Here is a 26,826-nt window from a genome sequence, read left to right as displayed (position 1 = left end):
CATTCGCTACGTTGCTAAACGGGCGCGTGCGCCTTTGTTCTTTGGAATTGTCGTCATTACCAATCAATGGAGTTGGAAAAAAGGGGGGTTATAGCATGAAAAAAATCACTTATATTATTAGCAGCTCTACCCTTATTTGCGCCTTGCTTGCGTTTATAGAGCATGGCCTAGAGATTAATTATGCCATAAAGACGGTAAGTAAAATCAGTTTATTTTTCCTCGTTATTTGGCTATATGCAAGGCTGTTTGATGATTTTCGTTTCCGGGATGTTTTAAGTTTAGATAAATTAAATAAACAAGATTGGTTACGGCTGCTTTTTCTCGGTGTACTATCTGCTGGTGTTGTTTTAGTTGCTTATTTATTACTTTCACCTTATTTTTCCGTTCATCAAATTAAACATGATTTAACTAGCAGATTAGGAATAACTGCAACAGGGTTTATTTTTGTAGGTATTTATATCACATTTGTGAACTCCTTTTTGGAGGAATATTTTTTTCGCGGGTTTATCTTTTTCCACCTACCGAGAAAAATCGGATACTTTTTTAGTCCATTCCTATTCGCAATCTATCATATTCCGATGATTGCTCTATGGTTTAGCCCTGTTTTAATCGGCGCTTGCTTTATCGGTCTTTGGGGAATCGCTATGGTCTTTCATAAGGTAAATGAAAAAAATCGAACGATTTGGTCTTCATGGATAATTCATATTTGTGCAGACATCATGATTATTATCATTGGAATGACGTTATTTTATTTTTAAGCTTTCGATTAAAAAACTAATAGACATAGTAAGCTAGTTTTCTATCACGGCACGCATTTGTGTAAACCGAAATTACATATCCCCTTTGGTGCATGAAAATTTTTCTAAAAAAAAGGAGAGCCTTCACATGAAAACATTATTGTCCGGTATTTCCGCTCTTATGCTGATCGGATTAATCATTGCTACCGTTATTTACCAGCAAACATTTTCAAACGCTTCAATAGCAGATCTTGACGAAGCCGAAAAAGGTAATACGAAAGAAGAATCGGATTTGCCCGAAGACGTAAATCCAACTGATTCATTGGTCACAAATCAGACCGTCGATTATGCTATAGAAAACGAACAATTATTCGTTACTTACGATAAAGGCACAGACTGGATCCATGTTCCGATCGAGAAAAGTCTTTTATTTGCTGGAGACTACAACGGAAGGGAGGATGAACTGATTCCGCAAAGTTACATACTTTCTGAAGAACGAACGGTATTTTTGCATCCGAAAGGAGAGAACACTGTTGCAATAACTTACTCCTTAAATAAAGGTAAATCATGGCAGACATCGGTTATCGTTGAAAATTATCCAGTTATTCGATTTCGGAAAGTAGCTTTTTTGAATGATGATTTTGGCTATGCCATACTTTCCGGCGGTCGAACGATGTCTCAAGAAATTTCCAGTGTTCATCTTACTTATGACGGTGGTAAAAGCTGGAGAGAAGCATCAAGACCAAATACTACAAGGATGATTGCTAATGGTGAATTTATTGATGAAAGCACGGGCTTTCTGTCCTATGGTACCATTAACCCTGAAGCACCAGAACTTTATGTAACGAAAGATACAGGGCAGACATGGAAACAAGCAAAAGTTCACGTGCCAGATAAATATAAGCTACATTTTGTGACTGCTGAAACTCCTGAAAAAGTAGGTGATCACCTAATCATGCTTGTACAACAAGGGCCAAATGGAGATTATAAAGGTGGAAAAGTAAAAGGGAAATTTAAATCAACAGACGGCGGAGAAACATGGGAATTCGTATCGGAGGTGGAACCAGATGAAACAGAGTAGGTTACGTATAACAGGTTGGTTGCTGTTTCTATTAGCGGTTTTACTATTCAGTGGGCAGATTGGCTTTTTGCTTATTCAATCCAATTACCCTCAAGTAGAGTACATTGATAATCGTCTGTTTTACTTGTTTAATATAAGTTTCGCTATTTTTTTAGCATTAGCGCTTTTGTTTTTGCTACGTCTATCAAAAATATGGAGACTGCTTGTCATTACTAGCTTTGGAATATTTGCGATTGTAAATAGTTGGCTGTTCATTTCCACTAACCAGCAGATAAAAAATATCATTAGCATTTCACCTGACTTTAAACAAGTATTATCCATAAAAAAGCAGGTGGATACAAAAGAGGCTACATATTATCGGTCCAAACTCGGTATTTTAGCAATGTCACATCAAAAGCTGCCAGAAGATGTGAGTAGCACACCTAAAATAGACTGGTTAGCAAATGATATAGCTGCAGTTACCTATAAATCCTCCGATGACAAACTCCAGCAATTTATTGCTACATATGGTGATCGCGGAATAGGGGGTTCTTACTATGAAGTAGGAGCAGTTACCCGTGGGAGATGGGGTGGCGAAAGTGTAGAGATGCGAAATAACACAGAAGGGATCACTATTATAACAAAAGCCACTTCTGAAACGTTTAGTTGGGATCAGGTCATTCAGTACGGAACACTTGCCCTCGTATTAATGAAAGATAATCAAGCTGTATGGACGATCGCATTAGATGAAGACTTTGATGCTGAGGCAATCAACGATGGAAAACAACAAACAGGAAATATTACGTTATACAAAGCAACAATGGATGATAATGAACCAATAAATCTTGAATTTCAAGGCAGGGAAGGTAGTCTGTTTAAACCTGCTGAAAAATGAAATCACTCAAGATAACATGCTTCAAGTTAACGCCATTTATTCACGATATAAGGTGCTGTGTGACTCCTGCTTCAATTGTTGAAGAGTATGTACGGAACAAGTCAAAATGGGAGATAACAGCACCTACCCGATTCGTTTAATTATTCGCAAATCCCTGTTTCTAAGCCTATCATGGTAGGAGGAGATGGACATTATCTGTGTACGGTCACTACACCAAGGGCATAAATATTGGCAAGGCCAATAAGAACTGGGCTTCGACACGGTATAGCACTTCCAGTTAATCGTCAACTTTTACTAGCCAATGCTTTTGAAAATATTTTCAAAACCTATACGCCTTTCCTCCATCAGATTGTGCGGAAATATTATGTCGTATATAGCTATCCACTAAGTCGAACTTATCCATTCCAAATGGTCGGCGGATATCGTTTATTTACTCGTGAAATCCATTGGAATGGTTGTTTTTATTGTGCACGGTAGATTAAGCTCCAGAGAACAGAATTCATATGCAGTACACGGACTTAAGAAAGAAGGAGTAAGTTTTAGGGATTTCCCTTTATTTAAGGAGTAAGTTATTGCAACAATGTCCTCTCTTTTCGGATGCAAAAATACCGTTTGTAAATGCCTCAGATGCCATATTTTAAAAAATTGACGTTCATTTTAGAAGTTGCTACCATAATAGATAGAATGTTCATTCTACTGAAATAAGGAGTGAAAAATATGAGCTCATCAATGAAACGAGAAGCTTTATTAGAAGTTGCTGAACGTTTATTTTACGAAAAAGGCTTTCGTGGCGTTGGTTTAAAGCAAATTATTACAGAAGCTAATGTAGCAACGATGACATTATACAATCATTTTTCCTCCAAAGAGAAACTAGTTGAAGAAGTTCTCAAAAAACGTGAAAAGCGCTACTGGTCTTATTTAGATCGATATGTTGAATTGGATTCAGATTCTCCATTTATCCTTGCTGTAGAAGCGCATGGTCGATGGTTAAAAGAGCATTCACTTAAAGGAGATATGTTTTTACGCGCAATTGAAGATTATGCAGGTAAGAACAATGAAATAGAGAGCATAGCTAGAAATCATAAATCCAAGCTAATATGTTATTTTCAACAATTAGCTTTTAAAAAAGGAAAGGAAAACCAACAAGATTTAGCCAATCAATTTACATTATTGCTAGAAGGCACGACTTCGATGGCGGCATTAATCGGCGCGGAGGAAGCAACTTCACACTCGATTGCGATAGCTCGGACACTTGTCCAACAGGCTTCGTAATTTTTTTATCCTTAAAAAGTGGAGTCTCAAAATAAAGACGGAAAAAGTACGTAACAAAAAAGTAGGTAGTTTAAATCATCAGAGCAGATTATGAAGGTAGTAAATGAATAACAAAGTAGGTAAAATCACGGATGAAAATAGAAAGACCGTTCTATCTATTTTAGTCAAGGAGGGGTACCATGAAATTATTGCGGCTTATCTTACCTGGTATAGCAATGATCGCTTCCACATACGGACTAGCTAGGTTTAGTTTCGGATTACTTCTTCCTGATATACAAGATTCATTACAATTTTCTAATCTTACCTCTGGTACAATTTCTGCATTATTCTATGTGGCCTTTTGTTTTACGATAACCATTTCAACCATTATTACTATTAAGAAAGGCCCTCGAAAAATGATTTTTGCTGCTAGTCTTGCTACACTATTTGGATTGCTATTGATGGGGTTGGCACCAAATATCTATATACTTGGATTAGGTGTTCTACTAGCCGGTGCGAGTACAGGGCTGGTATCTCCTCCTTATGGAGCTGCGATATCACTTTGGATAGAAGAGAAAAAGCAGGGAACAGCAAATACTTGGATTAATTCTGGTACAAGTATCGGTATTATTCTTTCTGGATTAGGAGCCTTATTATTAACACCACATTGGCGAATCACATACTTCATTTATGCACTTTTAACATTTATAACATTGCTTTGGAATCTCAAAATTATCCCAAAGCAGTCGATGTATTCAACCCGAATGGTACTCAAAAGAGGAGATTATTCGATTAAAGGGGTTGAAGGATCGGTAAAGCTAAGTACCGCTTCCGTTGTGTTAGGAATTTGCTCGGCTGCTTTTTGGACTTTCTCTCGTTCTTTTTTTGAAAGTGCTGGTAGTTATGAGGATTGGCAGCTATCCATATTTTGGGTGGTCATCGGTAGTTTAGGAATTCTTGGCGGATTTTCAGGATCATTGATTGAAAAGAAAGGCTTAGCTTTTTCTTATAGAATCGCTACCGTACTTTTATCTTTCGCTTTTATTCTTTTAGCTGTTTCACCTGAAAAGTGGTTTATTGCATATTCCGCCGCAGGACTCTTTGGGGGCTCTTATATATTTCTAACAGGTGTATTACTTGTTTGGGGAATAAGAGTATTTATTCATAACGCCTCACTTGGTATCGGTGTTCCTTTTCTACTATTAGCAGTTGGGCAAGTTATAGGTTCCTTATCTGCTGGTTTGTGCATTGGTTTTTTTGGATATGCATTTACGTTTATTTTATTTGGGTGTGCGAGTTTAATAGCTAGCTTTATTAATCCTAAGAAAAAGCAAACATCCCCATCTATATAGTAGATGGTAAAGCAGTATCGTTTTCTTTATAGTGGTAAAACATATATAATTATCTGAAGCAGTAGATTTTAATATGTTTCCTTTTTCAAGTTTATACTGATTTAACAATTATTCGTAACAAGCTATTATGGAGGTTTATAAAAATGAAACAACATTTACGATTACGCGCTTTAGAGGAAGAAGATTTACCGTTTATTCATGAGTTAGCTAACGACCCAAAAATCATGTCGTATTGGTTTGAAGAACCGTATTATTCGTTTGCAAGGTTAAAGGAAATGTATGAGAAACAAGCTCAGGATCAACATATACGACGTTTTATCGTAGAAGGAAAAGGAAAAGAAAAAATTGGGTTAGTAGATATTGCATACATTGATTATCTTGTTCACCGAAACGCAGAGTTTGAAATTATCATTTCCCCCGATCATCAAGGCAAAGGATATGCTATTCATGCAGCGCAATTAGCAATGGACTATGCATTTGCAACGTTAAACTTGCATAAATTATACCTCATTGTTGATAAACAAAATGAAAAAGCTATTCATATTTATAAAAAGCTAGGGTTTGCTGTAGAAGCGGAACTAAAAGAAGAATTTTTTGTAAATGGAAGCTATCACGATGTGTTACGTATGTGTATCTTCCAGCGTGAATATCTTAACAAACCATAAGTTACTGATTGAATTATAATAAAGCAGTATGTAGCAGAAATTCGATATGTTTATTTTAAAAATACTCGCTTAATTATATGGAAACGCGATAAAGCTTCACCAAATACATTAACTAGTATGCATTTTAGTCTATTCAAGTACCATAGTTTCCATTTGCTTTGTGTAAAGTTTGCTTGATTACTTGTCCACCATATTGAAGATTATTGGTTGTCTTTCTTTTTCAATCCCTTATCTTTCAATATAAAAGAGTTTCAAAAAATTACTTTACTGTCGAGGGGTATGTTATTTCGAAAAAGCTGAAAACAATTTGGTTAGCCATTGAACCTTGATATTTAAGATCGGTTACAGATTATCTTACCTCTAGCTGTGGTACGGGAAGTATGATTGCATCCAAGCTGATAAAGGTAAAAAAGAAATTTTTGACCATTTGGAGATAAACCATAAAGCCCGCTTTTACATTGGTTATCTAAGAGGCTCCTTTCCAGGGAGAATTTCAGCCTATGCGATTGAAATAATAAGTGGTGAATCGTGGTGCGGGAGCTTAAATAAAATAACAATATATACAATTATTTTGTAGATGGAACAAAAGTCATGTTTATAAGTAAAAATGAAACGATCCATTCATCAAAAGCCGTTTCATTTTTATTTTAGACAAATAGTTTCGAACATTTCGTAAAAACGGAGGAAAAGGTTAAGGATAATGCATAGATAATAAATTGTAACGGTTTCGAGTTATAGAGTTCCAATGATTGCAGGGAAGATGCCTTTATTAAAGATAGGGAGGTTTTTGCGATCAGCAAATTAACACTTGTGCCACATCATGTAAAGTATGCTGAACAGATGTCAGCTTTATCTTCAAACCCACAAGTACGAGATGCCTTAGGGTTAAGTGAAAAAATGACTTCTTTAAATGGTACTTTAAATTTCATTACTTTTATCACAGAAGAGGAAGAAAAGAAACGACAATATTCACGAGTCATGCTGGATGAAAACAAAGATCCAATTGGTGTAATCACATTAAAAGACGTAGACTGGAACAAACGTACCTGTCATATGGGGACCTGGATAGGCTATCCCTTTTGGGGTAGAGGCTACAATGCCTTAGCGAAGAAGGAAATTTTAGCCATTGCTTTTTTCAAGTTAGATTTGAAAATAGTGTTTGCAGGAGCGAAAAAAACGAATACTCGCTCGTTGAAGGCTCAAGAAAAACTACCTTATATAAGCTTGGATAAGGGGAAGGAGTTTCCGAATGATTTAGAACAAATAGAGGCTTCATCTAAAAAAACGCTTGTATTCGACTCAGTGAAATTTCCACTTAAAAAATTCAAACTGCCACAAGAAAAGAATTCTGCTTTCCCTAAAAAGTCGAGTTTTTTTGTAAGTTTACGATAAGAGATTGAAGGAATGAAGTGAAATTTTACCCGCCCTTTGTATTACTTTCTATATTGGAATTTCTTTATCGTTGTATATCACATTTTCCCTACTATACCCCCAATAGATCTATTCCTCATTGATGGAGTAGATCTTTTTTTCTTGAATTTCTAATAAAAAAGCTTGAATCAAACGTTACGTGCTGTTTTATACTTAAAGTAGCAAGACGAGGAGGCGATGAACATATGTACACCATTGGAAAACTGTCTAAAAAGACAGGTGTCACAGTAAGAACGTTGGATTACTATGATGAAATTGGCTTGCTTCAACCGCAAAGCACAACAGAAGGGGGACATAGATTATATGGCGAAGAGGAAGTATTTCGATTGGAACAAATTTTATCATTAAAATTTTTAGGATTTTCATTGGATAAGATACAGTGTATTTTGCAGGAACCGTCAAATTCATGGGAAGATGCATTTGGTGAACAATTAATAATGGTGCAAGAACAGAAAAAGCATATTGAAGAATTAGAACAATCGTTACGTACCATCCTATATACGATCCAAATAGAGAAGGAAATAAATTGGGAATTGGTTTTTGGAATCATGCAGTTATTCCAAAAGAAAAACAACAAAATCGATACGATATTGAATCAGTATATGAGTGAAGAAGAAAAAGAAAAAATACTGTCGGTTAATATGGATGAAGATAAATTGGAGATATGGGTGGAGCTTATTAATGAAATAAAAGAAAATTTACATGCCGCTCCGGAATCCGAGATCGCTCAAAAGCTTGCAGATCGTTGGATAGAAGGCGTCGTTGATATGTTTGGCGAAGATAAAGAATTTCTTGATCACGCATGGAATGCAATAAATGAAGAAAGTGATGGCGTAATGTTTTATCCCATGACGAAGGAGGTTATTCATTTTATTAATGAAGCGATGGCGGTAAGAGAGAAAAGGGGAGACATTTAATGAAAAATGCAGTCGAGATGAAAAATGTAATGAAAACATATGGCAAAAATGTAATTGCATTAAATAACCTATCATTAATAATGAAAGAGGGGGAGATATCCTCCTTGCTTGGTCCAAATGGATCAGGGAAATCAACCACGATTCGTATGCTAACTTCCTTAGCCTATCCAGATGAAGGGGAAATCCTGATTTTTGGGAATAAAAAAATAGATAAACGTTTAATTGGCTGCGTTTCTCAATCGTCTGGCATCGATTCAATGGAAACAGGAAGAGAAAATTTAACGCTGCAAGGAAGGATCTATGGGCTTAAAGGGAAGAAGTTAAAAGAAAGAGTGGATGAATTACTACGTGTATTTCATTTACAAGAAGATGCGGATCGACTAAGCAAAAATTATTCTGGAGGCATGAGAAGGAAGCTCGATCTTGCTATGGGAATTATTCATCGACCGAAATTGCTGTTTCTGGATGAACCTACGACTGGATTAGATCCAGAAGCACGTAAAGAATTGTGGAATACTATTAAGCGGCTGCAACATACAGAAGGGATGACTGTCATTCTTACTACACATTATATGGAAGAAGCAGATGAATTATCTGATTGGATCGCTTTTATTAATGATGGAACGATTGTCGCAGAAGGAACAGCAGAGGAATTAAAAAGCAAAGTTGGAAAAGATACCGTTACTATTACGTGTGATAAACAAGCACAAGCATATTCTATTTTACAAGCATCGTACAAAACATTAGAGGATAAGGATCAATTGTTGGTCATGATAGAAGAAGGAGAGCAAAAACTAGCGGGAATTTTAGAAAAATTAAGAGGAAATCAGATCAATGTTTCATCTGTTACCGTTTCCAAGCCTGATCTTGGAGATGTGTACCTTCTATATACAGGTAAAAAATTAAGCGCAGAGGAGGAAGCAGAATGAAACTATTGACAGATACACTATGGATCTTTGTTCGCTCTTTAAAAATCTATTTTCGCGTTCCGTTTATTGTTTTAATGACGATTATTCAACCAGTATTATGGATGTTTTTATTCGGTGAAGTATTTTCAAGTATGGCAGATATCCCTGGATTTGGCGGTGAATCATACATTGAATATTTAGGACCTGGAATTGTTATGATGAGTACGATGATAGCTGGTGCTCATGCTGGTATAGGAATTATTAATGATCACAGGGAGGGAATTCTTGACCGTTTATTAATTTCACCCATTTATCGTTCGGCAATCGCAATGGGGGGGTTATTGCAGGAAACCGTAACGATGGTTATTCAAGCACTGATTATGATCGGTGTAGCAGCTTTATTAGGAGCAACATTTTCAGGAGGACTAATTGGAATCATCCAACTTACAATCATTGCTGTATTATTGGGGTTGGGAATGGGGATATTATCAACCACTTTGGCATTATTCGTTTTAAAAGAAGAAAGCCTAACTGCTGCAGCCAGTTTAATTACAATGCCGCTTATATTTCTTTCCGGAATGTTTATTCCACTTGAACTGGTACCAAATTGGGTTGAAAACTTTGCTGCTTTTAATCCGCTTAATTGGGCAGTAGAAGCAGGAAGAGAAGTTATTACGACAAAACCAGATTGGTCGGTTGTAATACCTAATAGTAGTTATTTAGTTTTGATGTTTATTGTCTCTTGCGCACTTATTCTGCTGGCGTTTCGAAAATATCAAAAAACGTTATAGAATGAATAAGTTTCAAAAAATAGAACTAAGAGGTTGAGAAATTAGCGAGCTTTCATTTAACTCCGCAACAAGAAATTGTCATGTTTTACATCATTCGTAATGAGCGAGTAATTGCAAAAGATATTGCAAACCATTTGGATATTTCGAAAAGTGCGGTAAGCCAAGTGATTTCTAAGCTTGAAGAAATGAGATTGATATATCGTAGAGAGAATTCAATAAATCGCAGAGAAACATTGATTTATCTTGGGGATAGGGGGCAAGAATTTCAAAAGCTTCTTAAAAAAATTGACGATATTCTTGTGAAAAAATATTACTCAAAAGTAACGTTAACGGAGTTAAAAAATGTTCTTGACACATTAAATAAAATTATTGGCACTACAAAAAACAAAGGGAGTTAGCATAATGGAAAAAAATTGAACCAACTAACCGATCGTATACATTATTTACCACCTGATCCGGAAACAGATCGGCCAATACTGTCTGCCATATGTGGCACTTACCAAACATTAATTGTCGATGCGGGAAATTCGGATAAACATGCTAAGTTATTTCTTGATGAACTAAATCGATGTCAAGTTAAGAATCATCATGCTGTCGTATTAACCCATTGGCATTGGGATCATAGCTTTGGGACAAATGAAATGAATAAGTTAACTATAGCACATGAAAATACAAAAATGCATCTTGAAAAAATGATGGAATATGATTGGTCAGATGAAGCTTTAAACAATCGTGTACAAAAAGGCTTAGAGAATCCGTTTTGTTCAGAAATGATAAAAAAAGAATTTGGAACAGACAGAAATATTACTATCACGCTACCTAATATTACGTTTAAAGACAAATTGGAGATTGATTTAGGTGGTATCCGGTGTGTAGTCAAACATGTAGGCGGGGATCATTCTGATGACTCATCACTTATTTTTGTAGAGGAAGAAAAAGCACTTTTCTTAGGGGACTGCTTGTATCCGAGTATATACACACAACAACCGCAATATAGGATTGATAATGTTAGGCATCTCCTAGAAAATATTGAAATGTTTGATGCAAAAATTTATGTACTTTCACATGAACCGCCATTATCTAAAGATGATTTTATGGGGTATATAAATCTATTGAATTTAATTTGTGATTTAACTGAAAAACACCAAAGAAACCACTTGAATTTGGTTAATGAGCTAACTTCTCAATTAAACCGTAAATTAAGTCAGTTAGAAGAAGAAGTTGTTTAATGTTTTATGAATGGATTATCTGTTAGTTAGGTTAGCAAACTGTAATTTTCCTGATTTAGGAAAACTCATTACTTATAGGAAGGATTTTACCTAAAAAATAATAGAAAAATACAATTATTTTCCCAATAGCCATTTTTTGGATTTATGTTACAATAATACTAGATACATAATAGATTAACGGGAGATTGGTAGGTGATAAATTGGTAGATATAGGTTCTATTATCAAATTACAGCGAACAAAGCGTAATATGACACAAGGGGAATTGTCAGAAGGCATTGTTTCATTATCCTACTTATCAAAAATAGAAAACAAGAAGACAAAAGCAAGCCCAGAGATTATTCAATTACTCTGTAACCGATTAGAAATCGAACTCACGGATACACCAGATGTACAAATCGAAGAAAAATGTAAACAATGGTACGCAATGCTATTTGATCATTTGGACAAACAAGCAATGGTAACAAAGTATGAAGAGTTGCAAGAACTGATGGATCGAAGTATTAATGATCAAACCCTCATGTTCGAGATCCATAAAATTCGTTACTACTGTGTTTTACGTGACCTAGGAAAAGCCCTACAAAAAATTAATGAGCTTCATGAGATGGCAGATTCATTTAACCCTACACATAAATATTACTGGTATAAATTTAAAGGAACCTACAACTCACATAAAGAAGACCATCAACAAGCCATGCAGTATTATAAATTGGCGGAGGAAACTACTAATCTAGCAAATATTACCGACGATGAAATTGCTGATTTACGTTACGCGATCTCCGTGACTCACAGACATTTGTGGGAGGATCTAGAGGCAATAGAGTATGCAAGACAGGCCATGGAAATATTTCAACGAGATTACAATTTTGCTCGTTGCGCACAATGTCATATTCTATTAGGAATCGCGTATCAAAAAATTGATAAGTCAGATATAGCGATTAAAAACTACAATTTAGCTTTACATTTAGGTGAATTACACAATAATGAGGATGTGATCCATCTAGCACATTATAATCTCGGCTACCTGCATTCATTGATGGGAAACTCTGAAGAAGCAATTAAACATTATTTGGTAGCCATACAAAATAATAACTTAACTGAAAAAATAAAATTAGAATCGCTTACTCGTCTAATACAAGAACTCTATACAATTGGAGAATATGAAAAAGCAGGTAAATACTTACGCCAAACTTCTGAAATATTAGAATCGGTTAAAGAGAGTTTTGAGTATTATAATTATAATAAATTATATGACAAAATTATCAAAATATATACACATTTGTTAAATGGAGAAACAAAGAGGTTTCAATCAGTATTAACAGATGAATTAATACCTTACTTAAAACAAAGAAAAGATTACTATCATTTATTGTTTTATGCAAAAATGCTAGCTACCCACCTAGAGAAAATGGGTAAATATAAAGCATCTTTGCAATATTATAAATTAGCTGATAGTAGTTATCAGCAAATAATTAAATTATAGAGGAGGAGAATCATGAAAAAAGTAATTTTATCATTTGCATGTGGGGCGCTACTTCTTGGCGGATTGGTATTTACAAATGTTCAATACGAGGATACAGCAATACTTTTGCCAGGAGTTTCCTCAGTTGAAGTTGAAAATGTTTAATTAAGCACAAATTGGTCACAGAAGTCTTGTATTTAGTAAACTAGATATAAGACTTCTGTATTTTTGTTTTATCAATAAGTAAAGTAAGAAGAGTGGCTTACTTGCTTATCTTTCTAGAAAATTTAAAAGCATTAGCTTTTTTTAATACTCATATCCATCTTCTTTATTATCGCCAACTCAAAACAAAGAAGACTCCGTAAGATTGAAAAAGCAATGTATGTAATTACGATGACCGCACCGTTTACTTTTGCATTTATACATATTCTCCTTATTATAGGAACATAGTGGTGTTATGTACTTGAAGGTCCCATAATAATTCATTTAACCTAAAAAATTCTATGTTTTATTTGTATCAACAGAAAGATATATGTTATAAGCAGGAATAGATAAAGGGATGTTATACGTTGACTGTTATACTTAAAAAAGTTCCAGAATCAGAAAAATATATTTTGCGTAACTTTTGCTCATTGTATCTTCATGAGTTATCAAATTTCACCATGAATTTAGATGTGGGAGAAGATGGTATCTTTCATTATGTGGAATTAGATAACTTCTGGACCGTAGATGGATTATCGCCTTATTTTATACAGTTGGGCGGTGATATTATCGGGTTTATATTACTATTAGAACGCCCATTTTTGAATAAAAGCAATGATTATGGAATAAACGACTTCTTTATACTCAATAAGTACAAAGGAAAAGGTTTGGCTTTCCAGGCTGTTGAAAAATTATTTAAAGAGAAGCAAGGGCAATATTTTGTAATTCAGGTTGCAGAAAATAGACGTGCGATTGCATTTTGGAAAAAGGTTTATAATAGATTAAATATTGAGACCCATGAAAGACAGGACATAATCGATGATGAACTATGTCTAATTCAAACGTTTAAAATTTAACCCACTTAACTCACATCAAGTTTGATGAAGAGGAGAGTTCAGACTTTATAGCTACGCTTGAAATAATTCTAGTTTACATAATATATATTATCGGAAGTTAGTGGTTTATCGTCTCAAAAACTAAGTATTCTTGTGATAATGAGACAAAACAAAAAAATTACTATGGATTATGGTTCATAGTAATTTTTTTGTTTTAGTTTAGTTTATCTGGGGCCATTTTCTTCAAAGGTTTGTTTGCTGGCCCGTTAATAACTTCACCCGTATATGAAAACCGCGAACCGTGACACGGACAGTCCCAAGTGCGTTCTCCAGAATTCCATTCCACTTCACATTTTAAATGCGTACATGTTGTATCGACAATATGAATTTGATTTTCTATATCTTTATAAACTCCGGATCGTTTGCCATTTATTCGTGTAACTGTTGCTTGATCGGTTTTTAACTGTTCTAAATCAAATTGATTATTCGTATTATCTAATTTACCTTGTATCATCTGTTTTGCTACATCTGTATTCGTTTGTACGAATTTTTTTATTGATGGATCGGCTTTAAATCGTGATGGTTCAAACAGTTCAGCATATTCATTTGTTACCTGCATTATTAAGTCGGTTAATATGTTAGCTGCAGCAGTTCCATTTGTCATTCCCCATTTACGGAACCCTGTTGCAACAAGAATATTAGGTGTCGACTTTTTTAAATAGCCGATATATGGAACTTTATCCAATGTTGTTAAATCTTGCGCAGACCAGCGATAATCATACGAGGCTACTGTAAAGTTTTCCTCAGCGAACGCTTGCAAAGATTTAAAATGTTCATGTGTTGGTTTGCCTTGACCTGTTTTATGATTTTCCCCACTAATTAACCATAGTTCCTTTCCATCCCATTTCGTGGAGCGCACAGATCTAGTTGGAGATTCTGCATTAATATACATTCCACCTGGATACTTCTGAGTTGCTTGCATGCCTAATACGTATGCACGCTCTGCATACATCCTTGTAAAATAAAAACTATCTCGATCATAAAACGGAAAATGCGAGGCAGAAATAATATGATTACATGTGATGCGATGACCTTCTTTGGTTACAATCACAGGGCTTGTATGATTATGGTCTATATCCACTGCAACGGTATTTTCATAAACGGTTAAGCCGTTCTTTAAACTTTTTTCAAGTAGTGCAGTTAAGTATTTTAAGGGATGAAAATGGGCCTGGTTTTGCATTTGTAAAGCTAATTTCATTGGGAGTTGCAATGGCATTGCCTCCAGCAACTCACTTTTAATCCCTAATTGATCATAAGCAGCTTTTTCTTTTTCTAAATCATTTTTCCACTGATCAGAATTGGTATAGATAAACGCATCATCATGATAGTAATCACACTTAATTTGTAATTCTTTTATAGTGTTTTCGATAAATTGCTTAGCCCCATCCATTGCTTTATAATAAAGAGTAGCTTGTTCTAGTCCAAAATGCTGGATAAGCTCATCATAAATAAGACCATGTTGGGCAGTGATTTTAGCTGTTGTATGACCGGTGGTTCCTTTTAAAATAGGATTTGCATCGATCAATGTGACCTTTACATTTTGTTTTGTTAACAAATAAGCTGTTGTAATTCCTGTAATTCCCCCACCAACGACCCCCACTTCTGTATGAATGGAAGTATCTAATGATGGAAACTCTTTTAGCTTTGATGTGTCACGCCAATAAGATTGTGAGTGTTCAGGCAAATGAAAATGAACCAAGAGCCTTCACTCCTTTCTATCAATATTTATAATTATACATAGTATGGGCAGTAATTGTTTGTTTTAGTCGTTAAGTATGTTTAACATTTATCATTAATGGATATTTTTAAATGAGGTGATAAATATGCGAATACACGCCATTTTTCATGGTCGCGTACAAGGAGTTGGCTTTCGCTATTCTGCCAAACAGAAAGCAGTAGAATTAGACATTCGAGGCTGGGTTAAGAATAACGAGGATGGAACAGTTGAATTAGAAGCAGAAGGCAGTGAAACTAATTTGCAACGATTTATAAATGCTTTAGAAAACGGTATGAACCCTTTCATAAAGGTGACTCATATTGACCAAAAGACTTACGAAAATGAAGCTGGTTATTCGAAGTTTTCTGTCAGATAAATGAACGTTTGATTAACGCTACTTAACTGAAAAAAAGCAAGCTGTTGAATAAAGCAGCTTGCTTTTTTTCAGCACTTTATTGTTCTTCAAAAAATTTCCGGTTTAACGCTATATATTCTGTTTCCTCTTCAGGAACTTCATCTTCCATATAAATTGCTTCCACTGGACATACAGCTTCACAAGCGCCACAATCAATACATATATCAGGGTCGATATAAAACATATCTTTCCCTTCTTCTATGCAATCAACAGGGCAAACTTCTACACATTCTCCTGCTTTTTCATCTTTACACGGTGATGTAATTACAAAAGCCAAGACGGCTCTCCTCCTTCTTCGATCCATCCAACAATAGTAAGTAGATATTTAATGATTGTACTAGTTATTATAACGCATTTATAGCAAAAAATGAAAGTGATATCGTAAACTATAACGAATAGCTGCTAATAATAGCTTACCAATTCGTAATAAAATTGTGTAATCGGATAAAGTGTAGTCTTAATTAGATCTTCAAAATAAGTCATTAATTCTTTGCGTATATTTGAAAGCCAACTTTGATAGAATTTATTAGCATCGTTGGTTAATTCGGTTTCATTTATGTCATATATGTCAAAGAATTGAACTTTTAGTTCATAAGCCTGTCCAAGCTCTGGAAAGTTTTGAGTCCATTTGTCCAATGAACTTCAGCTTCTTTCGCAACAACAGCATATGTTATTTTGTCATAGGGATGCTCTATGGAAAGTCTCTTAAGAGCATTCATAATTCTGTCATATGGTTTCAATTACAACACCTCAAATTCTTCATATTATTTATGTTACAGGTTTAACTCGAATCACTCGCAGTACACAAGATCTATTTGAATTAATCGATAACATACGAAGTACAAAGGTAAGGTTAAAATCACTAAAAGATACATATGGCTCGATTTATCAGAAGATAATCCATACAGCCAATTCTTAATTACGGTTATGGCAGGTGTGAACCAACTAGAACGGGACCTTATTCGAATACGACAACGTGAATGGATTGAGCTAGCTAAGAAAGAGGGAAAGTTTAAAGGCGGTTAAAGAAGTATCATAAAAATTATACAGGAATGAATTATGCAGTAGAGCTTTATAAAGAAGGAAATATGACGTTAAATCAAATTTGCGAAATTACCAATGTGTCTAGAGCGTCATTATATAGAAAGCTAAAGCTATCGGAAGAGAACAAATAATCATTCCTTACTCCATTAAAGGGTCAGATTGTGGAATAAACACTCGGTAGATATTTATGTGTGTCTTCATATATAGCTTTTTTCTTTCGTTTGTGGAAAATGATGTTAGAATAAATAATGTTGGATTCGTAGTCTTTAGTTTATTTTTTGGGGGAGTATATATATGAAAACAATTGCAGTTTACTGTGGTTCTAGTACTGGAAATGATCCCATCTATATGAAGCAAGCAAGGAATTTAGGGAAAATTTTGGTAGATAATGGATTAAACCTTGTTTATGGAGGAGCAACAGTTGGTTGAAATGGGGTGCAGTTGCTGATGCTGTGATGGAAGCAGGGGGTAAGGTAATTGGCGTTATACCTGAGAAGTTAAAAAATGTTAAAATAGCACATCAACAACTATCTGAACTTCATGTTGTTAATACTATGCATGAAAGAAAGGCATTAATGGTAGAGTATGCGGATGGGTTTATTGCATTGCCTGGTGGTTCTGGGGCTTTAGAGGAATGGTTTGAAGTATTTACTTGGGCTCAACTAGGATACCATAATAAACCTTGCGCATTACTCAATATCAACAATTACTACACATCAATTTTATCTCTTTTTGACCATATGATTGAACAAGGATTTATAAAATCGGCGTATAAAGATTTAATAGTCATGGACAATAATTCAAAAGAGTTAGTAAAAAAACTTAAAGAATACAAAAGTACCTATATACATAAATGGCAATAATAAAATTAAAATAACTTCAGAAATAATTAAAGAAAGAGGAAGAAATCTTGGAACAGCTGCTAAAAGAAATTAAGTTACTCAGTCAAAAAGAACCAAAAACGTTAGAGCAAATGGCATTAAAGCTATCAGAGGAAGTTGGCGAAACCTCCCAAGCTGTACTATCTTACATAAAAGCAAGCGGAAGTGAGTACAAACAATTAGGAATCGGAGATGTAAAAGAAGAATGTATTGATGTTATTTTAGTAGCCTTAGCTATGTTTTATAAATTATCCGAGAACGATAAAGAATTACACCAGTTAATTAGTAAAAAGTTGGATAAGTGGGAAAGCAAGTTCAGTTAACGAATTTTCGTTCTTTTAAGAAAATAAACAAGAGTTAACTGAAGAATTAGGAGATGTATTAGGTAATTTAATAGTGATTGCAAACAAGTACAATATCCCTCTAGAAGAAGTGTTTCAGTCACATAAAAAGAAGCTGTCAGAACGTTATTCTAATGATTAGGCTAAACAACAATCGGGCGCTTTAATGGAGCAATGAAAAGGCCTAATTTCTCAGCATTAAAATGAGAAATTAAGCTTTTTTATATTGAAATTTCCTCCTGACGCTACCCTTAATGGTGAAAGTCAACAGTAATCCTTATCCAATTTATCCTGCTATGTATTAACAAAATGCTGTCGAATTTTTAAAATAGATTATGCTTTATAACAGTTTTATTTGTTGTTTTTCCACACGATTAACGTTGTAAATCCGTATTTTAATCCGAATACCTTAAAATCTTTATTTGCTGTCATGTATTCATTAAAAATAACCATCCGAAAAGTTAGATATCTTACTCTAACTTTTCGGGTGAGTATAAATGTGGTGGTTATTTTCCTTATTGCATTTTGCCACTATATTGTTTTAAACAAACAATAGCCTCATAAATAAGTATTTTCTACAGAGAGTGAACAAGGCTATTCGCAACTATTTCACTTCTTCAAAATATTCTTTGCGAAATCCGCCAATGCGATTACTGTTATCAATGATAAAGTAAAACTCATCTGTTTCATTTTTAACATCATAAATCTTTCCAGGCGTTAATTTGTTATTCACTACAAACTTTTTCGCATCGGCATGAACGCATTTTAATTGCTTTATAGTTTTTCGGTTTTCCCAGTTTAAATGAATCATAATTGTTATCCCCTTTTTTAGTTTACATAATATTATTACCGTCTACTTAATCTTTAAATAAAGTGACATACTCTCCGTAGCCTTCTTCTTCTAGCTTGTTTTTTGGAATAAAACGCATAGCAGCAGAGTTCATACAATAACGAAGCCCTCCTTTATCTTTTGGACCATCTTCAAACACATGTCCCAAATGCGAGTCTGCTTCCTTACTTCGGACTTCTGTACGTATCATTCCGTGCGTTGTGTCGGTGTTTTCTACAAGTTGATAACGATCTATAGGCTTGGTGAAACTTGGCCAACCACAACCAGCATCGTACTTATCCTTGGAAGAAAATAGCGGCTCACCAGACACGATATCTACATAAATCCCTTCTTCTTCTTTATCCCAATATTCATTTTGAAATGGCCGTTCTGTCCCGTTTTCCTGGGTCACATGATATTGCATAGGCGTGAGCTTTCGCTTCAATTCTTTTTGATCATACTTGTTTTTCCAGTGCTTATTGATAAAATCCTCCCTGCCTGATCCTTTTTTATAGAGACGATAATGAAACCCATGCTTCTTATAATAGTCCTGATGATTTTCTTCAGCAGGATAAAAAGGCTTTGCAGGGAGGATCTTGGTCACGATTGGTTTCGTGAACCTTCCACTAGCTTCAAGTTCTTTTTTAGAAGCCTCGGCTTCTTTCTTTTGCTGTTCATTATGATAGAAAATCGCAGTTTGATACGATTCGCCGCGATCATTAAATTGACCACGAGGGTCAGTAGGGTCTATCTGCTGCCAGAAGGTATCCAATAACTTTTTATAGCTCATAATATTTGGGTCAAATTCAATTTGAACTGCTTCCACATGTCCAGTTACATTAGAACAAACTTGCTCATACGTAGGATTTTCGACAGACCCTCCTGTATATCCAGATGTGATGCGGATAATCCCAGGGCGTTCATCAAACGGCTCAACCATACACCAAAAACAGCCTCCAGCAAATGTTGCATACGCTTTTGCTGTAGCATTCATAATTATCATCCCTTCTACGTATTTTCCTCTATTTTTCCCTTTATAGAAGAAAAAATCAAGTTGGGAGCATTATAAATCAAATAAATAGCTTTGGGATAGACTTTCCAATCTGCTGATTATCGCCCACGGGCTGTCCTGCAGACTGTTCAGTTTGATCTGTGTTGTCCAAGTCATTATCGGAAGGTGAATCGGTTGTTTGTTTTTTGGTATCTTCACTTTCTTCTTCATCATTAAACGAATTAAATGCTTTCATCATCCGATACATTGCAGGAAGATTCTTTACCATTGGTCCATATTCTTTGACGAGAGGCGTGGCCTGCTGAACAACATTTAACACCTGCTGTACATTATCCAGTGCACCATTTAACCCCCCAGCTCCTTTTAAAAATCCTCCACCAATAGTATCCACTCCAGTTTGTGGTCGTAAAAGGCTCAGCAAATTTCGTAATTTCCCTCCTTTAGAAAGTGATTGTCCCCCTGGCATCGGAGCTCCGGAAAAAGGACCAGAGGGAAATGGGGTTCGAGGAAAACGATGCTGAGGATTAAAAGGTCTCATATTATTACCAAAATTGCCTTGTGGCATATGAAATGGGAAATTGGTCGATTGGTTTGGTGGAAATACCATATGATCATACTCCTTTCTTAAGCAAATCACCTATAAGTAGTGTACGTTAGCCTGCAAAAATAGTGTAGGCTCAGCTGCAATAAATCATTAAAGCTGCTGCTATGTACTTGGATTCTAACACTTCTCTATAAATGGTTGCAGAAAACTAGGATTTCCTTTCCCAACAGTAGGAAATAACTAACTCTAAATCAAGCATAATATTTCCCGGGCAACCGCACATAGTTACAGCTTTTTTAAATTATTTAACTTCATTTGCCGAATGTTGCAGAAAATTAGTCCTAGAACATTGCAATAGAGAATCAATCAAACGTTTGTTTGAAATTTGTGTTTAGGTATTTATCTATTTGTTTGGAATTATATTTTGGTTATATTGCAACGAGCCTTCAACAAGGTTAAGTAAATTTCAGTATTTAATGACAAAGAGCAATTGTAAAAGCTTCATGTTGACTAGCTTTCCAATTTAAAAATCGTCCTTGTCAAAGATAAACGTATATTTTTCTTTATCTCTTTTACCTTTTCCTTAGCTTTAACATGTTTTCCTTAAAAATGTTTAAATCTAGTATGAAACCCATCCTCCCCCTTGGCTCAAATATATTTATATAAAGCAATTAATATGCTTCCTTGCAAAAGCTTCAAACGAACGTGGCTGTTTCCCAGTTAGTTTGATAAAATCTATCGTTACTTCTTTTGCTGTTCCTAGTCGAGTCATGAAATATAAAGCAACCGTTACATTTACATAGGCTTTATGCAAATCTCTTTTTTTTACGTAATAATTTCTGTACCTTAAAAAACCTGGCTTTGTATAGATGATCCTTCTTCCGGTAACTTTTGTAAGGATATCGGCTATTTGGTAATAATCAAGTGCCTCTGGTCCTGTAATGGTATAGGCTGTATTCTGATATTTATCAGGCTCGTGCAAAATAGTGGCTACAGCAAGACCAATATCCTCTGCATCAATAAAACTCGTCTTGCTCCTCCCTGCTGGTATAAAAATTTGGTTCCTCTCTTTAATTTCGGCTGCGTGGACACCTGATATATTCTGCATAAAGAATCCAGGACGAATATGTCCATACGGTATACCCGCTGATTCTATATATTTCTCAATCTTATGATGTGGCGGAAGGCTGTTTTTCTCCACTCCCATGAGTGATAAAAAAGACACGAACCGAATATGATTTTGTTTCATTGCATCTATGAATGGAAATAAGTCCTTTGGTTTACCTAGATGTGGTGGACGCATTAAAAACACGCGATCCACATCATGAAGGGCTTTTTTATACGTCATCGAATCTGTAAAATCTAATATTACTTGTTCCGCCTCATCTTCAAACAAATCGTGAAGTTTTTCTATATCGGTTCCAGCAGCAACTACTTGTTCACCCATTTGAAGAAGTTCATGAGCTACATATCTCCCTACATTGCCAGAAGCTCCTGTTACTAATACTTTCATATTGATCCTTCTCTCTGATTTTTTTATGTCATTGTTGTAAAAGTGATGGGATTTGTTTAGCAACTAAAAATAATGGTTCTGCATTACCCCTGGTAAAAGAAATTAAAAATGCTCCTTCAATCATGGAATTAATTACAATTCCTAATTCACGTGCTCTTTTTTCTTCTACACGTGCATGAAGTAACTTTTCTGTAAATTGATCTTGAAAGCTTGTATATGCTTCTTGGCACACCTTTCTTAAAGGCTCACTAATCAGAGAAGTTTCCAAGGCAACGGATGCAATTGGAACCCCTTCAAGCTTTAATTTTTCTTGAAAGAATCCAGCCATATCATAAATTAATGATTGAATAGCTTTAATTGGATCGTCTTCTTTATCAAGACTTTCTTGAATTTTGTTGCGTATGAACTGTGCAGTTGACTGTACGGATTCGATAGCTAATTGTTCTTTCCCATTTGGAAAATAATAATATAACGAACCTTTAGGTGAATGGCTTTCTTCTACAATTTGCTTTACTCCAGTCCCATGGTAGCCTTGTAACTGAAATAGTCGAGAAGCTGTCTGAACTAATTTTTCCCTGGAATTTTTGTTAGCACTCATTTTTAAATCACCTCTTTATTATAACAATCGGTCAATATAACAATAAAATTGAATTAATTGTATGTCAATATATTTTTTCCTTAATAGGAAATTTAATGGTTATTTAAAGTGAATAAATGCACAAGCAAAAATAAAGTAAAGGTAGATGATGCGATGATGCACTTTATCTCCATCAATCTATTATTATTTTTGGAGGGGGAATATGTTTAATAAAATGGTATAGTCATTATTTTGACCGTAAAGGAACATTTCTATAAAAGTTGATGAATTTAAGAATTAATGAAGTGTAAATGCATCTGTTACGTATTGTTTTTCCTTACGAATGTTCTTTATCCACTCTCGTCATCTAGTAAAAACCTAATTTTCCGATATTAAATTAAGAATTTAGACAGTATTTTAAGAATCTAAACATTGTAAAGCAAAAGTTTTTTCATGATAGATGGTGGCTTGCGCTCTAGGCGATCCATGCTGGTTTCTTATCTTAGAACAAAGGCGCAAGCGCCCGTTTAGCAACGTAGCGAATGGAACGAATCAACTAAAGATTTAGGAATCATGCCACTAAAACAGGGGTATGCCGACGTCTGAGCGGCAAGCCCGTTTTTAGTCGGCCTTCCTCTTTATGACGAACCGATGATGACTTATCGTAGGGCGCATTTCTAAAGTCGCCTAGTTGCTGGGCTCATGCGCTGGACGTGACTATTCGGTTATTTCATTATCCATAAGCACCTAAGTTTATACTTTCTTATTCTTTAAAAAAGCTTGAGTTTAATAACTCAAGCTTTTTTACATATCATGCATGGTATATGTTTCCCACAATTCATCAAACACTGTTAAAGCTGTTGGAAAAGGACTATTCCATTCCAAGTAGTCACTTATTTCACTGTAGTTCGTGGATTGCTTTGGAAAATGATGATCATGGAAAGCCCAATCAGCTAATCGACTTTGGTCATCCGGTTGTTTTTTTCCTCGATATGTCATTAAAAAGTGATAAAAGGAGCGCAATGGCCTCCCCCTCCCTAGGATTCAGATTCGCTCATAAAAGCTTCGTGTTTCCGTTGCTTTTTTCGATATACAAATGCAGCTAGATTAATGCTAATTTCGTAAAGCAGAATTAATGGTACAGCAACCACAAGCTGCACTATAAAATCCGGCGGTGTAACGATTGTACTGATGATGACAAGAATAAAATAAGCATACTTCCTTGTTCTCCGCATGAACTGAGGAGTTAAAACCCCTAGGGCTGTTAGAAACATGGCAATAACCGGAACCTCAAACAAAACTGCAAACGGAAGTGTTACCCGAAGTAAAAAACGAAAATATTTATCGACTGTAAACATTTGATTAAACATGCCATCATTTAATGATAGTAAAAATGGCAGAATAAGCTTAATAAACATAAAATAGCCAAAAACGAGCCCGCCTATAAATAGGAAAAATACAGCTGGTATATAAGCGATGGTTGCTTTTTGTTCTTTCTGAGTCAAGCCTGGCTTAACAAACAACCAAACTTGCAAAGCGAATATTGGCAGAGTACCAACAATGGCAACTACTGCTGCTAAAGTGAAATGAATCCAAATAATTTCTCCAGGGCTAATTACAGTAAGCTTAAAAGGTATATCATTTTGAAAAAAAATGTATATTTCTTTTGAAAAAACGAGACCACCTATAAAGAATAAAATAAAAAAGATGGCCGTCACAATAATCCGGTTTCGTAACTCGGAAAGGTGCCCCGTCAAATTCATTTCCTTTTCTTCCATTGATTGATTGTCAGACATATTGTCACTCTCCCTATTACCATACATCAAGCATGTATTGCTACTTTGTCTATATGCCTAGCGCAACATTCATCCCGTATATAAGATGCTTTAACTCCCACTTCAAGTATTGAAGGAATCTATACCCAACAAGTCTAAGTGGGAGATGAAAGAAAATTCTACTGATCGAACATTCATTTTATGTATATATACATTCACTTGCGCTTTTTCCACACAAAAGAAGATGCAAGGAGTTTACCTTACATCTTCGCTTTTTAGTTTTTACTTGATGTATGGTTTTCCTTCTTTTCTGCTGAGTCATCGTCTGAAACAATACCTTTGGTCGCATTTTTGAATTCTTTCAACGAGTTTCCAAATGCTTTACCGATTTCAGGCAGTTTGGAAGGTCCGAATATAACTAACGCAATAATTAATATTAAAATCAGCCCGGGAATACCAATACTTTGAAACATTATCCCTCTCCCCCTTAGAAATCACTTTTTTTATCTGTAATTAACTCTTTTGTTTCCTTAAACTCATCTCTGGCATCACTGGTTAAATCGTTCGCTGAGTTTTTAAACTCTTTTAATGTTTCTCCAGCTGCTTTCCCAATTTCTGGTAATTTTTTTGGTCCAAAAATAACTAAAGCGATAGTCAAAATTAAAATGAGTCCCGGGAAGCCGATACTAGAAAACAATTTATCCACCCTCTTTTGTGATCAATTTATGCATTTTGATATATAGTTCAAGCTAGCGCCACTTGTATCCTTACTTTTCTAGTGCTTGCATATGTTCTATGAACGCCTTTAGTGTAACATGTTTTTCTATGTGGAAACAAGCTTCATAGTATATATAAAAGATATTTGTTACCGTTTACGGTCATATCGTAAGAAGTAATAATCATAGGGGTTTTTTTCGTCTTTATCTCCTTTAACTTTTGATACGAGCTGCCAATCTTCTTTAGAGAATGCAGGGAAATACGTATCGCCTGTAAAGGAATGGTCAATCCATGTAATATACATACGATCTGCTTCTGCTACTATTTGTTTAAATACATGAGCTCCCCCAATGACAAAATATTCCTCGTCTGGATGATCTTGATTCCATTGTAACAATGTTTGCAGATCATGGATGACTTCTACTTCTTTTGGAAAGTCTCCTCCCTTTTTCGTCAGTACCACATTTTTGCGGTGTGGAAGTGGTTTTCCAATCGATTCAAATGTTTTCCTTCCCATAATAACAGTATGTTTCATAGTAGTCTCTTTGAAAAAGCGCAAATCCTTTGGCAAATGCCAGGGAAGTTTATTGTTTAAGCCAATTACTCGGTTTTTATCCATTGCAACTAATAATGATATCATGTTTTGCACTCCTTTCCTTCAAACAGCGATTGGTGCTTTAATTGCAGGATGAGGGTCATATCCCTTAAGCTTAAAATCATCTAGATCAAACTCAAAAATAGATGTCTTTTGTTTATTAAGTTCAAGCTGTGGCATTTGCTTCATCTCTCGTGCCAGTTGTGTCTTTACTTGTTCAACATGATTAAGGTAAATATGTGCGTCTCCTAACGTATGAACAAATTCTCCTGGCTGCAAATTACATTGATGAGCAATTAAATAAGTTAATAAAGCGTAGCTTGCAATATTAAACGGAACTCCTAAAAATACATCCGCGCTTCGTTGATATAATTGACAGGAAAGCTTTCCATCTGCTACATAAAATTGAAATAAGGTATGACATGGAGGAAGTGCCATCGATGGAATATCTTCCGGGTTCCAAGCAGAAACAATATGTCTTCTTGAATTCGGGTTATTTTTTATTCCGTCAATCACATCTTGCAGTTGATCAATCGTTTCATTTTGGGATGTTTTCCATTTACGCCACTGTTTCCCATACACGTCCCCTAAATCCCCATATTTGTGAGCAAAGCTATCATCAGTTAAGATTTTTTCCTTAAAAATTTCCATTTGTTCCTGATATTGTTTGTTAAATTTTGGGTCTGTTTGCGAGCGATTACCGAAATTACGCATATCTGGTCCAGAATAGTCATCGCTGTTTACCCACTTTTCAAACGCCCATTCATTCCAGATATTATTATTATGCTGTAATAAATAACGGATATTTGTATCCCCTTTTATGAACCAAAGAAGCTCGCTGGCTACTAAGCGAAATGGTACTCGCTTTGTTGTTAATAAAGGAAAGCCTGTTTCTAAATTAAAGCGCATTTGGTGACCAAATATGGAATAAGTGCCTGTATTGGTACGGTCTCCTTTTTGAACACCGTTGGTTAAAATATGTTGGCATAAATTTAAATAAGCTTCTTCACCGATAAACATATGTATTCCTCCAAACTTCTAATGATTATCTGTCTTATTGTACCACAAAAATA

At 35.2% G+C, this 26,826-nt stretch carries 33 protein-coding genes and 3 pseudogenes; 22 read left to right on the top strand and 14 right to left on the bottom strand.

Annotated elements, in window-relative coordinates; genetic code table 11:
- The first annotated feature begins 95 nt into the window (after nucleotides 1-95).
- The 16 genes and pseudogenes from KBP50_RS09065 (at nucleotide 96) to KBP50_RS09000 (ending at nucleotide 13,754) form a co-directional block, all read left to right on the top strand.
- Nucleotides 96-758 carry a CPBP family intramembrane glutamic endopeptidase gene (locus KBP50_RS09065; RefSeq protein WP_050352872.1) on the top strand — a complete coding sequence of 221 codons (663 nt, stop codon included), beginning with the start codon at nucleotides 96-98 and terminating at the stop codon, nucleotides 756-758.
- A 127-nt stretch (nucleotides 759-885) separates the two neighbouring features.
- Nucleotides 886-1,818, top strand: a complete 933-nt coding sequence (locus tag KBP50_RS09060) for a WD40/YVTN/BNR-like repeat-containing protein (protein WP_050352873.1) — start codon at nucleotides 886-888, stop codon at nucleotides 1,816-1,818.
- A complete protein-coding gene (locus KBP50_RS09055) occupies nucleotides 1,805-2,692 on the top strand; it encodes a hypothetical protein (protein ID WP_050352874.1) in 888 nt (295 codons plus the stop codon). Before KBP50_RS09060 ends, KBP50_RS09055 begins: the two co-directional genes overlap by 14 nt.
- 228 nt (nucleotides 2,693-2,920) lie before the next feature.
- Complete coding sequence (locus tag KBP50_RS22665) at nucleotides 2,921-3,169, top strand: DUF6688 family protein (protein WP_328219455.1); 249 nt, start codon at nucleotides 2,921-2,923, stop codon at nucleotides 3,167-3,169.
- 240 nt (nucleotides 3,170-3,409) lie between these two features.
- Nucleotides 3,410-3,964: a TetR/AcrR family transcriptional regulator gene (locus tag KBP50_RS09050; RefSeq protein WP_050352875.1), complete on the top strand. Its 555-nt coding sequence runs from the start codon at nucleotides 3,410-3,412 to the stop codon at nucleotides 3,962-3,964.
- 179 nt (nucleotides 3,965-4,143) lie between these two features.
- Nucleotides 4,144-5,295, top strand: a complete 1,152-nt coding sequence (locus KBP50_RS09045) for an MFS transporter (RefSeq protein WP_050352876.1) — start codon at nucleotides 4,144-4,146, stop codon at nucleotides 5,293-5,295.
- 143 nt (nucleotides 5,296-5,438) lie between these two features.
- Nucleotides 5,439-5,960 (top strand): spermidine N1-acetyltransferase, encoded by a 522-nt coding sequence (gene speG / locus KBP50_RS09040; RefSeq protein WP_050352877.1) that lies wholly within the window; start codon nucleotides 5,439-5,441, stop codon nucleotides 5,958-5,960.
- 810 nt (nucleotides 5,961-6,770) lie between these two features.
- Nucleotides 6,771-7,352, top strand: coding sequence for a GNAT family N-acetyltransferase (locus KBP50_RS09035; protein ID WP_076361888.1), 582 nt, complete (start codon nucleotides 6,771-6,773; stop codon nucleotides 7,350-7,352).
- A 224-nt stretch (nucleotides 7,353-7,576) separates the two neighbouring features.
- Nucleotides 7,577-8,308, top strand: a complete 732-nt coding sequence (locus tag KBP50_RS09030) for a MerR family transcriptional regulator (protein ID WP_050352878.1) — start codon at nucleotides 7,577-7,579, stop codon at nucleotides 8,306-8,308.
- Nucleotides 8,308-9,237 (top strand): ABC transporter ATP-binding protein, encoded by a 930-nt coding sequence (locus tag KBP50_RS09025; protein ID WP_050352879.1) that lies wholly within the window; start codon nucleotides 8,308-8,310, stop codon nucleotides 9,235-9,237. Before KBP50_RS09030 ends, KBP50_RS09025 begins: the two co-directional genes overlap by 1 nt.
- Entirely contained in the window at nucleotides 9,234-10,007 is a 774-nt protein-coding gene (locus KBP50_RS09020) for an ABC transporter permease (RefSeq protein ID WP_050352880.1), read from the top strand. The genes KBP50_RS09025 and KBP50_RS09020 overlap by 4 nt, the downstream gene beginning before the upstream one ends.
- Nucleotides 10,008-10,066: 59 nt before the next feature.
- Nucleotides 10,067-10,405, top strand: a pseudogene (locus tag KBP50_RS09015) (MarR family winged helix-turn-helix transcriptional regulator); the annotation flags it as partial.
- A 15-nt stretch (nucleotides 10,406-10,420) separates the two neighbouring features.
- Nucleotides 10,421-11,236 (top strand): MBL fold metallo-hydrolase, encoded by an 816-nt coding sequence (locus KBP50_RS09010; protein ID WP_050352881.1) that lies wholly within the window; start codon nucleotides 10,421-10,423, stop codon nucleotides 11,234-11,236.
- 185 nt (nucleotides 11,237-11,421) lie between these two features.
- Nucleotides 11,422-12,717: a helix-turn-helix domain-containing protein gene (locus KBP50_RS09005; protein WP_244969449.1), complete on the top strand. Its 1,296-nt coding sequence runs from the start codon at nucleotides 11,422-11,424 to the stop codon at nucleotides 12,715-12,717.
- A 12-nt stretch (nucleotides 12,718-12,729) separates the two neighbouring features.
- Entirely contained in the window at nucleotides 12,730-12,861 is a 132-nt protein-coding gene (locus tag KBP50_RS22470) for a hypothetical protein (protein ID WP_257786695.1), read from the top strand.
- Nucleotides 12,862-13,265: 404 nt separating this feature from the next.
- Nucleotides 13,266-13,754 (top strand): GNAT family N-acetyltransferase, encoded by a 489-nt coding sequence (locus tag KBP50_RS09000; RefSeq protein WP_050352883.1) that lies wholly within the window; start codon nucleotides 13,266-13,268, stop codon nucleotides 13,752-13,754.
- 193 nt (nucleotides 13,755-13,947) lie between these two features.
- Here the strand turns inward: KBP50_RS09000 and KBP50_RS08995 are convergent, their stop codons facing one another.
- Nucleotides 13,948-15,492: an FAD-dependent oxidoreductase gene (locus tag KBP50_RS08995; protein ID WP_050352884.1), complete on the bottom strand. Its 1,545-nt coding sequence runs from the start codon at nucleotides 15,490-15,492 to the stop codon at nucleotides 13,948-13,950.
- 124 nt (nucleotides 15,493-15,616) lie between these two features.
- On the opposite strand from KBP50_RS08995, the gene KBP50_RS08990 reads away from it, so the two are divergent.
- The gene (locus tag KBP50_RS08990) at nucleotides 15,617-15,886 is read left to right on the top strand and encodes an acylphosphatase (RefSeq protein WP_050352885.1); all 270 of its coding nucleotides are present in this window, start codon (nucleotides 15,617-15,619) and stop codon (nucleotides 15,884-15,886) included.
- Between the two features lie 76 nt (nucleotides 15,887-15,962).
- On the opposite strand, the gene KBP50_RS08985 is transcribed toward KBP50_RS08990, so the two are convergent.
- Entirely contained in the window at nucleotides 15,963-16,202 is a 240-nt protein-coding gene (locus tag KBP50_RS08985; protein WP_050352886.1) for a ferredoxin family protein, read from the bottom strand.
- A gap of 125 nt (nucleotides 16,203-16,327) precedes the next feature.
- A complete protein-coding gene (locus tag KBP50_RS08980) occupies nucleotides 16,328-16,561 on the bottom strand; it encodes a transposase (protein ID WP_050352887.1) in 234 nt (77 codons plus the stop codon).
- Nucleotides 16,562-16,688: 127 nt separating this feature from the next.
- On the opposite strand from KBP50_RS08980, the pseudogene KBP50_RS08975 reads away from it, so the two are divergent.
- The 5 genes and pseudogenes from KBP50_RS08975 to KBP50_RS08960 form a co-directional block, all read left to right on the top strand.
- A pseudogene (locus tag KBP50_RS08975) lies at nucleotides 16,689-17,100 on the top strand (recombinase family protein); the annotation flags it as partial.
- A gap of 163 nt (nucleotides 17,101-17,263) precedes the next feature.
- Entirely contained in the window at nucleotides 17,264-17,398 is a 135-nt protein-coding gene (locus KBP50_RS22660; protein WP_328219456.1) for an LOG family protein, read from the top strand.
- Nucleotides 17,395-17,832: an LOG family protein gene (locus KBP50_RS08970; protein ID WP_328219457.1), complete on the top strand. Its 438-nt coding sequence runs from the start codon at nucleotides 17,395-17,397 to the stop codon at nucleotides 17,830-17,832. Before KBP50_RS22660 ends, KBP50_RS08970 begins: the two co-directional genes overlap by 4 nt.
- Nucleotides 17,833-17,879: 47 nt before the next feature.
- Nucleotides 17,880-18,173, top strand: a complete 294-nt coding sequence (locus tag KBP50_RS08965) for a MazG-like family protein (RefSeq protein ID WP_050352888.1) — start codon at nucleotides 17,880-17,882, stop codon at nucleotides 18,171-18,173.
- A gap of 19 nt (nucleotides 18,174-18,192) precedes the next feature.
- Nucleotides 18,193-18,333: pseudogene (locus KBP50_RS08960) on the top strand (MazG nucleotide pyrophosphohydrolase domain-containing protein); the annotation flags it as partial.
- 462 nt (nucleotides 18,334-18,795) lie between these two features.
- Here the strand turns inward: KBP50_RS08960 and KBP50_RS08955 are convergent.
- From KBP50_RS08955 to KBP50_RS08905, 11 genes are all read right to left on the bottom strand, one after another.
- Entirely contained in the window at nucleotides 18,796-19,002 is a 207-nt protein-coding gene (locus KBP50_RS08955; RefSeq protein ID WP_050352889.1) for a DUF6501 family protein, read from the bottom strand.
- A gap of 46 nt (nucleotides 19,003-19,048) precedes the next feature.
- Nucleotides 19,049-20,014, bottom strand: coding sequence for a peptide-methionine (R)-S-oxide reductase MsrB (gene msrB, locus KBP50_RS08950; RefSeq protein ID WP_050352890.1), 966 nt, complete (start codon nucleotides 20,012-20,014; stop codon nucleotides 19,049-19,051).
- Nucleotides 20,015-20,090: 76 nt separating this feature from the next.
- Nucleotides 20,091-20,639 (bottom strand): VrrA/YqfQ family protein, encoded by a 549-nt coding sequence (vrrA, locus tag KBP50_RS08945; protein WP_050352891.1) that lies wholly within the window; start codon nucleotides 20,637-20,639, stop codon nucleotides 20,091-20,093.
- 595 nt (nucleotides 20,640-21,234) lie between these two features.
- On the bottom strand, nucleotides 21,235-22,089 hold the full coding sequence (locus KBP50_RS08940; RefSeq protein WP_050352892.1) for an SDR family oxidoreductase: 855 nt from the start codon (nucleotides 22,087-22,089) through the stop codon (nucleotides 21,235-21,237).
- Between the two features lie 28 nt (nucleotides 22,090-22,117).
- Complete coding sequence (locus KBP50_RS08935; RefSeq protein ID WP_050352893.1) at nucleotides 22,118-22,687, bottom strand: TetR/AcrR family transcriptional regulator; 570 nt, start codon at nucleotides 22,685-22,687, stop codon at nucleotides 22,118-22,120.
- Between the two features lie 783 nt (nucleotides 22,688-23,470).
- Nucleotides 23,471-23,689 (bottom strand): YozE family protein, encoded by a 219-nt coding sequence (locus KBP50_RS08930; protein ID WP_050352894.1) that lies wholly within the window; start codon nucleotides 23,687-23,689, stop codon nucleotides 23,471-23,473.
- Between the two features lie 14 nt (nucleotides 23,690-23,703).
- Nucleotides 23,704-24,462, bottom strand: coding sequence for a twin-arginine translocase subunit TatC (gene tatC, locus KBP50_RS08925; protein ID WP_050352895.1), 759 nt, complete (start codon nucleotides 24,460-24,462; stop codon nucleotides 23,704-23,706).
- Nucleotides 24,463-24,716: 254 nt separating this feature from the next.
- Complete coding sequence (gene tatA / locus KBP50_RS08920; protein ID WP_050352896.1) at nucleotides 24,717-24,914, bottom strand: twin-arginine translocase TatA/TatE family subunit; 198 nt, start codon at nucleotides 24,912-24,914, stop codon at nucleotides 24,717-24,719.
- A gap of 14 nt (nucleotides 24,915-24,928) precedes the next feature.
- Nucleotides 24,929-25,138 (bottom strand): twin-arginine translocase TatA/TatE family subunit, encoded by a 210-nt coding sequence (locus KBP50_RS08915; protein WP_050352897.1) that lies wholly within the window; start codon nucleotides 25,136-25,138, stop codon nucleotides 24,929-24,931.
- Between the two features lie 168 nt (nucleotides 25,139-25,306).
- Entirely contained in the window at nucleotides 25,307-25,798 is a 492-nt protein-coding gene (locus tag KBP50_RS08910) for a dihydrofolate reductase (RefSeq protein ID WP_050352898.1), read from the bottom strand.
- Nucleotides 25,799-25,816: 18 nt separating this feature from the next.
- The gene (locus KBP50_RS08905) at nucleotides 25,817-26,773 is read right to left on the bottom strand and encodes a thymidylate synthase (RefSeq protein WP_050352899.1); all 957 of its coding nucleotides are present in this window, start codon (nucleotides 26,771-26,773) and stop codon (nucleotides 25,817-25,819) included.
- Nucleotides 26,774-26,826: the final 53 nt, after the last annotated feature.

The sequence above is a fragment of the Virgibacillus pantothenticus genome (genome assembly GCF_018075365.1).
GTDB classification, from domain to species: domain Bacteria; phylum Bacillota; class Bacilli; order Bacillales; family Amphibacillaceae; genus Virgibacillus; species Virgibacillus pantothenticus.
Note: the sequence above shows the minus strand (reverse complement) of the source record. Positions and strands in the feature narration are given on the sequence as shown.